The sequence below is a fragment of the Frankia sp. EI5c genome, assembly GCF_001636565.1.
Taxonomy (GTDB): domain Bacteria; phylum Actinomycetota; class Actinomycetes; order Frankiales; family Frankiaceae; genus Parafrankia.
Window position 1 is genome coordinate 1 of record NZ_LRTK01000063.1, and the last position, 5,824, is coordinate 5,824.

The 5,824-nt window shown below is 68.2% G+C and carries 4 protein-coding genes, 1 tRNA gene and 9 pseudogenes; 5 read left to right on the forward strand and 9 right to left on the reverse strand.

The annotated features are described in order from the left end of the window. Both UG55_RS40625 and UG55_RS40630 read right to left on the reverse strand, forming a co-directional pair. Window positions 1-174, reverse strand: a 174-nt coding sequence (locus UG55_RS40625; protein WP_304440432.1) for a P-II family nitrogen regulator, incomplete at both ends; no start/stop codon positions are given. A gap of 1 nt (window position 175) precedes the next feature. After that, window positions 176-227: pseudogene (locus UG55_RS40630) on the reverse strand (P-II family nitrogen regulator); the annotation flags it as partial. 199 nt (window positions 228-426) lie between these two features. Here UG55_RS40630 and UG55_RS20720 point away from each other — a divergent pair. Next, on the forward strand, window positions 427-969 hold the full coding sequence (locus tag UG55_RS20720; protein ID WP_066071897.1) for a YbhB/YbcL family Raf kinase inhibitor-like protein: 543 nt from the start codon (window positions 427-429) through the stop codon (window positions 967-969). A gap of 162 nt (window positions 970-1,131) precedes the next feature. Further along, window positions 1,132-1,260, forward strand: a complete 129-nt coding sequence (locus UG55_RS20725) for a DLW-39 family protein (protein ID WP_066071900.1) — start codon at window positions 1,132-1,134, stop codon at window positions 1,258-1,260. A gap of 123 nt (window positions 1,261-1,383) precedes the next feature. Here UG55_RS20725 and UG55_RS40635 read toward each other — a convergent pair. From UG55_RS40635 to UG55_RS47755, 7 pseudogenes are all read right to left on the reverse strand, one after another. Further along, window positions 1,384-1,526, reverse strand: a pseudogene (locus UG55_RS40635) (spermidine/putrescine ABC transporter substrate-binding protein); the annotation flags it as partial. A gap of 1 nt (window position 1,527) precedes the next feature. After that, window positions 1,528-1,711, reverse strand: a pseudogene (locus UG55_RS40640) (ABC transporter substrate-binding protein); the annotation flags it as partial. A gap of 1 nt (window position 1,712) precedes the next feature. Further along, window positions 1,713-1,767, reverse strand: a pseudogene (locus UG55_RS40645) (hypothetical protein); the annotation flags it as partial. Between the two features lies 1 nt (window position 1,768). Beyond that, a pseudogene (locus UG55_RS40650) lies at window positions 1,769-2,014 on the reverse strand (spermidine/putrescine ABC transporter substrate-binding protein); the annotation flags it as partial. Between the two features lies 1 nt (window position 2,015). After that, window positions 2,016-2,078 (reverse strand): annotated as a pseudogene (locus UG55_RS40655) (hypothetical protein); the annotation flags it as partial. A gap of 1 nt (window position 2,079) precedes the next feature. Then, window positions 2,080-2,228: pseudogene (locus tag UG55_RS40660) on the reverse strand (spermidine/putrescine ABC transporter substrate-binding protein); the annotation flags it as partial. A 1-nt stretch (window position 2,229) separates the two neighbouring features. Then, window positions 2,230-2,364: pseudogene (locus UG55_RS47755) on the reverse strand (spermidine/putrescine ABC transporter substrate-binding protein); the annotation flags it as partial. Window positions 2,365-2,832: 468 nt separating this feature from the next. Here UG55_RS47755 and UG55_RS20735 point away from each other — a divergent pair. The 3 genes and pseudogenes from UG55_RS20735 to UG55_RS20740 form a co-directional block, all read left to right on the forward strand. Next, the coding region (locus UG55_RS20735; protein ID WP_242424868.1) for a maleylpyruvate isomerase N-terminal domain-containing protein at window positions 2,833-3,430 on the forward strand (598 nt) is incomplete at its 3' end. Between the two features lie 44 nt (window positions 3,431-3,474). Continuing rightward, window positions 3,475-3,699: pseudogene (locus UG55_RS40675) on the forward strand (maleylpyruvate isomerase); the annotation flags it as partial. Between the two features lie 1,855 nt (window positions 3,700-5,554). Further along, window positions 5,555-5,630: transfer RNA gene (locus UG55_RS20740), tRNA-Ala, on the forward strand. Window positions 5,631-5,824: the final 194 nt, after the last annotated feature.

Sequence of the window (5,824 nt, forward strand, 5' to 3'; positions counted from 1 at the left end):
CCCAGATCTTGCCGGTGCCGCTGCTGGTTGACATGGCCGCCTGCCTGATCACGTTCACCACGTCGTCCGCGTCGGAGTCGTCCACCACGAGCTCCAGCCGGACGTTGCTCACGGACTCGTCGTGGAACGTGCTGCCCCGATAGGTCTGCGTGCGCCAGAGTTCGAAGCCGAACCNCGTAACCTGGCTCAGGGTAATGCCCTGAACGCCGAACGTCGTCAGTGCGGCCNGGACGTCGTCGAGGCGGTGCGGGCGCAGGATCGCTGACNCGAGCTTCATGACCCGTCTCCACATGTGCTGGCGGAATGATGTTTCATCGCGGGGAAGCCTAGAACCGCCAGGTGACGGTGCTGTCTCGCCAACGTCATGCACACCGGCGGATGCCATCCCGAGGGGTGTCATCCCGATCCCGAGGAGAGGACCGAACGATGTCCCTGCTGGACCGGAACACCGCACCGGACCCGCTTGACCTGCTGCCCACGCTGCCGACCTTCACTCTCACCAGCAACGACGTGACGGACGGAAGCCCGCTCGGCCTCGACCAGGTGTACGGGGGCGCCGGCGGCGCCGACCTCTCGCCGCATCTGTCCTGGTCCGGGTTTCCCGCGGAGACCAGGAGCTTCGCCGTCACCTGCTTCGACCCGGACGCGCCCACCGGCAGCGGCTTCTGGCACTGGGTCCTGGTCGACATCCCGGCAGATGTGACGGAGCTGGCCACCGGCGCGGCCAGCGGCGACCTGTCCGGCCTGCCGGCCGGGGCGTATCACGTCCGCAACGACTGGGGCACGGCCAACTACGGTGGCGCCGCCCCGCCGGAGGGCGACCGGCCGCACCGTTACGTCTTTGTGGTCCACGCCGTGGATGTGCCGAAGCTGGAGATCGACTCCACGGTCGCGCCGGCGGTCGTCGGCTTCAACCTCACCTTCCACACCCTTGCCCGTGGGGTCCTGCGGGCGACCTACCAGCGCTGACCTCCCGCCAGCGCTGATCTTCCAGCAGCATTGGTCTCCCGCGCTGCTCCTCCCCGCACCGGCCGGCCGGTCGGCCTCCGGCCAGAAAGCGATCAGGCCGGGCGGGGAGTGGCCCGGCGAGATACGGTTCGTAGACAAGGCAGTCGACCAAGGGGAGTCGGTATGCGCAAGTTCACTGTCGTCGCCGTGGCGGCCAGCGCCGGGGCTCTCCTGACCGTCGTCCGGCGCCGCCGCGACAAGGATGAGATCGACCTGTGGCGCGAGGCGACGTCCACCCAGGGCAACCGCTGACATCAACGTCCGGCGGCCACTGAGNCCGCCCGCCGGGCGGGNGACGGCCGGGCGGTGCCAGCTCGCCACAGGCCGGTGACTACCGGGCGGGCCGCCGTCGGAGCCCGCGGGCTCCGTGGCTCGCTACGTCCGGTAGACCGGCTGGAAGATCTCGTTCCAGGTCTTCTCCTCCGCCGCGGTGAGGACCCGGTATCTGTGCACGCGATCAAGCTCGGCGCGGGTCGGGAAGAGCAGGGTGGACGCGGCCAGTGCGGCGGAGACGTGTCNGCGGGCGGCCGGCACCGGCGTGATGTACCTGATGTGCTCCGCGAGCCTGCCGGCGATGTCGGCCCGGTACACGAAGTCCATGTACGTGATGGCATCGACCGGATGCCGCGCGGTTCGCGGAATGCACATGCTGTCGGTCCAGATCAGGCCGCCCTCGGCGGGCACCACGAACCGCAGGTTCGCCNCGGCCGCGACCTGCTGGTAGACATCGCCCGACCAGGCCATCGAGATCCAGAGCTCNCCGCTGGCGAGTGAGTCGATGTAGCTCTGGTCGTAGTAGCGGCGGACAATGCCCGCCGCGCGCTGCTCGACGAGTTTGTCGGCTGCCCGCCGCCAGTCGCCGGGAGTCGAGTTGACGGGCGTCACGCCGATACCGAGCAGCGCGAGATTCGGGAGATCCTCGTTCTCCCCGAACATTCCCACCCGACCGGCGAATGCCGGGTCGAACAGGTCACTGAAACCGGTGATCTCGCGGCCGGTACGCGCCNGGTCGTACGCGATGCCGGTGATTCCGGACTGCCAGGCGATGGTGAACTGGTTCCCCGGGTCGTNGGCGGGATCCTTCACACTCGGGTCGGCATTCGCGGCGAAGGTCGGCAGCCGGCTGTGGTCAAGCGGAGCCAGGTAGCCCTGTTCGATCATCCGGCTCTGCGCGATGCCGTTGGTCAGAATCATCAGGTCGTAGCCGATGGACCGGTTGGNGGCGAGATCGGGGCGGATCTCGGCGAAGAAGGGCTCGGTGTCCTTGATCACCTCGTGATAGGCGACCCTGATTCCGGTCTCTCGGGTGAAGATCTCGAGCGATGGGTGCTCGGTCTCGGTGTTCCCGACATCCATATAAAGCCGCCAGTTCGCGAAATCCAGCGTCCCGGCCTTCTTCCGACCCGCCCAGAATTCGGCGGTGTCCGCGGCGTCGGTGGAGTTCGTCGATCCTTCGCCGTGCCCGCAGGCCGCCAGCAGCGCGGTGGCACCCGACGCGCCGGCGAGGTGGAGCAGCCGGCGTCGGGTCAGTCGCCGGCCGGTCAGGCCGCGCAGCAGCGCCGGATCCACCGGGGGCACACCCGAACCCGGCTGCGGACCCGGAGGCCCGGCGGTTGGCCCGCGGTTGCTGGTCACGATCGACTTTCCCCCCTGCTTGTGCCGTCCTGCCTGGTTATGGTCGCCTGCCGGCCGTGCCGGTGGCCGGCCGGGTCACCCGGGCGGGTGCCGTCCTGCCTGTGGCGTCGGTCGCGCCCGCGGCGAGGTCGGTGCGTGATCGGGGCGATTGAGTGGCGTTGGTGGTCGGCGTGGGGGGACCCTGTGCACATGGCTTCCCCCAGCGCGCCTCGCGCGGACGCCGCGAAGGTCTCAGCGCCGCCCTCTCCGGCGTCGCCGGCACTCTCCCGGTCGCAGTCGGCGGCGTCGGTGTCCTCTCCTGTCGCCTTCTCGGAGCAGTCCCCGCCCCCGGAGTACACCCCGTCCGCCGTTCCCCTCGACCGGCTGCTGGGCTGCGCGCGGGCCCACGCCCGCCTTCTCGATCTGGTGTCCCGGGTCGACGACGCCGTGGCGCGCCGGCCGTCGCTGTTGCCCGGCTGGACCGTCGGCCACCTGATCACGCATCTGGCCAGGAATGGCGACAGCCATACCGGCATGCTCGGCGCGGCCCAGAACGGGCAGGCAGCGGACCAGTACCCCGGCGGCCAGGCACAGCGGGAAGGCGACATCGTCGCCGGGGCCGACCGCGCGGCGCACCTGCTCTCGACCGACCTGGCCGAGTCTGTGCGGCGGCTCGAACACGCCTGGGACAGCACCCACGTGGACATCTGGCGCGGCGGTCTCGGCCGGACGGTCACCCTGGGCGCCGTCAGCCTGGCTGACCTGGTGTTTCTCCGGTGGCGTGAGGTCGAGATACACCTCGTCGACCNGGGCCTCGCGGATCTCGGCGGCCCGACCTGGGACGACCTGAGNCCCGCCTATGTCGAAGCCGAGTGGGCGTGGTCCACCCGCCGCCTCGACCAGCGGCTTCCCGCGGAGGTCACCCTCCATCTGACGCCGGGTGACCGTCCGTCGCTCGCGGCGGGTCGCGGTAGCCACGTGGTCCGGGTCGACGTGCCCACGCGCGCCGCTCTCGGTTGGCTGGCCGGACGTGCCGGCGGTGACCCGACCTGGCCGCGCCTCGCCGCCTGGTCCTGACCCTCAGCAGAAAACCCCTGGTCGCCGGCCTCGGCTCTGCCCGGCATCGTTTCCGCCCGGACTCCCAGGCCACGCTGGCGCCTCGCGCCATCCCGGGCTCAAGTTGATCATGTGATGTCGATCGGGCTCCGCCCAGGGTGACGGTGACCGACGTTTGCTTGGGGTAAAAGACTGACGGTGCCCGTCCCGAGCTGGGTCGAGATCTTTCTACGGATTCCTGTCAGGGCTTCTGCGTGCTGTATTTGCTTCGCAGAAAAATTCATCGATAACCATCGAGAGTTTCCGTCGCACCGACTGTCGATCACCAAATCCGGTGAACGTGAGATTATTTTGCTGATGAGCAAAATAGCACGATAACCAGGGGTGCCTGCTGTTTGCGACGTCGACGATTTCCATCCGCGGGACCGGCAGCTATTTTTGCTTCGGGACAGACGTCATCGATAACCAGGCGGGGGCTCTGTCGGATCCTTTCTCGGATTCCAGTGCCGGTGTCCGTAAGATTATTTTGCTTGTCGACAAAATCTGACAGTATCCGCCGGTGCCGTGAGGTGTCGGAAGCAACCATCCCCTCGGTTGGAGACTGTCGTCGAAGCGCAATTATTTTGCTTGCTGTCAATCACTGGCAATGACCGTGGNGGGAATTCGACGGATGATTCCCGCGNTGACCGTGCGGGGAGTGAGTCTACGACGTTTGCTGATTGACAAAATGCAGCGGACTCCCTTCACGGCCTCCGCGACCGAATTGTTCGGAAACCGTCAGGGATGAAGGGTTGCGAGCGGTGCCGTAATTGGGCGTTCCTGGCCGAACTGGGCGCATCCGGGAGCCGCGGGGGGAACGCCCTGCCCGAGCCGGCGAGGGTGGGCACAGGTCCCACCACCTGGTGGACCGCTGGCGGCCTGGTGGACGAACGACCCGTACACCGACCAACTTGACGATCTTGCTGGCTGGTCGCCTGTGCACAGCTCGGACGGAGCGCGGCGGCAGCAGTCACCGCCCGCNGGCATCGTGACCGTTCCGCCGGCGCCAGCCAGGAGCGGAGGTGCCGCGGCTACCTGTGCACAGCTGGCCGGGAGCTCGCCGGCCGGGCGACCGCGGCTCGAGCGGGGAGCACCGCGGCCATGGTCATCGTGTGGAAGGCGGCGCCTGTGGACGTGGAATTCGTCCACGATCACCACTGGTGGATCTCGTCAAGGCCGCAGTGGCGGCAGNTGCCGGCACTTCCACAGATGCCAACACGGTGCGGGCATCAGGCCCGGCCGGGTCACGCCCGACCAGGCAGAGCTCCACCAGGGGACGAGGAACGCCGAGGCTGGTCGCCGGAGGTGGGAGAGGAGCCCCACCGCCCCGCTCGGGCGGGCCATACCGAACATGNACCCAACAACATCTGTTGTCGTGAGCATGGTGCATTGCCGGCGGTTTGTCNCGCGGACCGACCGATTCGGGCCTATTCGCCGGCACGCACTCCATATAGGGGCATCGTTGAAGGTCGCGGAGCGGCTTATCCACAACGTGAACCCACTCCTCCGACCGTGGTCACTCCCGAAGCCTGTGAGCCGCCGAAGCGAGCGATTCCGTCCAGCCGAGCGACCTGGCCGCAGCCGATCAACCCGGTCACAGCGGGTGGTCTGGCGGCTTCCCCAGGTCGGGCGCACCCGGGGAGGAGGGCACCGGCGGTGCTCGACCGCCCTGGACNCCCGCTGTTGGACAACCGCCGGGATCTCAGGGGGAGCGGCGTCGAGCCTGCTTCGGAAGCTTGAACAAACTCCCGCCCGGGCGCCGCACCCGCGCTGAGCCATGCCGTACTCTGGGGACGTTGGTCACTCGGAGCCGTCAGGATCCGCTGATCATGGCCACGGGGGCGTAGCTCAACTGGCAGAGCACTGCCTTTGCAAGGCAGGGGTTAGGGGTTCAAGTCCCCTCGTCTCCACCAGCACGTTTGCATGATCGACNGGTACCGCTAGTCGGTGTCCGTCAGCAGATCGTCNGCAGGGCTATCGAGCGCCGACCGAAGCCGATCTTCGTAGTCCGCCGGTCGGTGGGTGTACCGGTTGAGCGTCGTACTCGCGTGCTCGTGTCCCAGCGCCGCCTGGACCAGGTTCACCGGCACCCCATCCGAGACCAGCC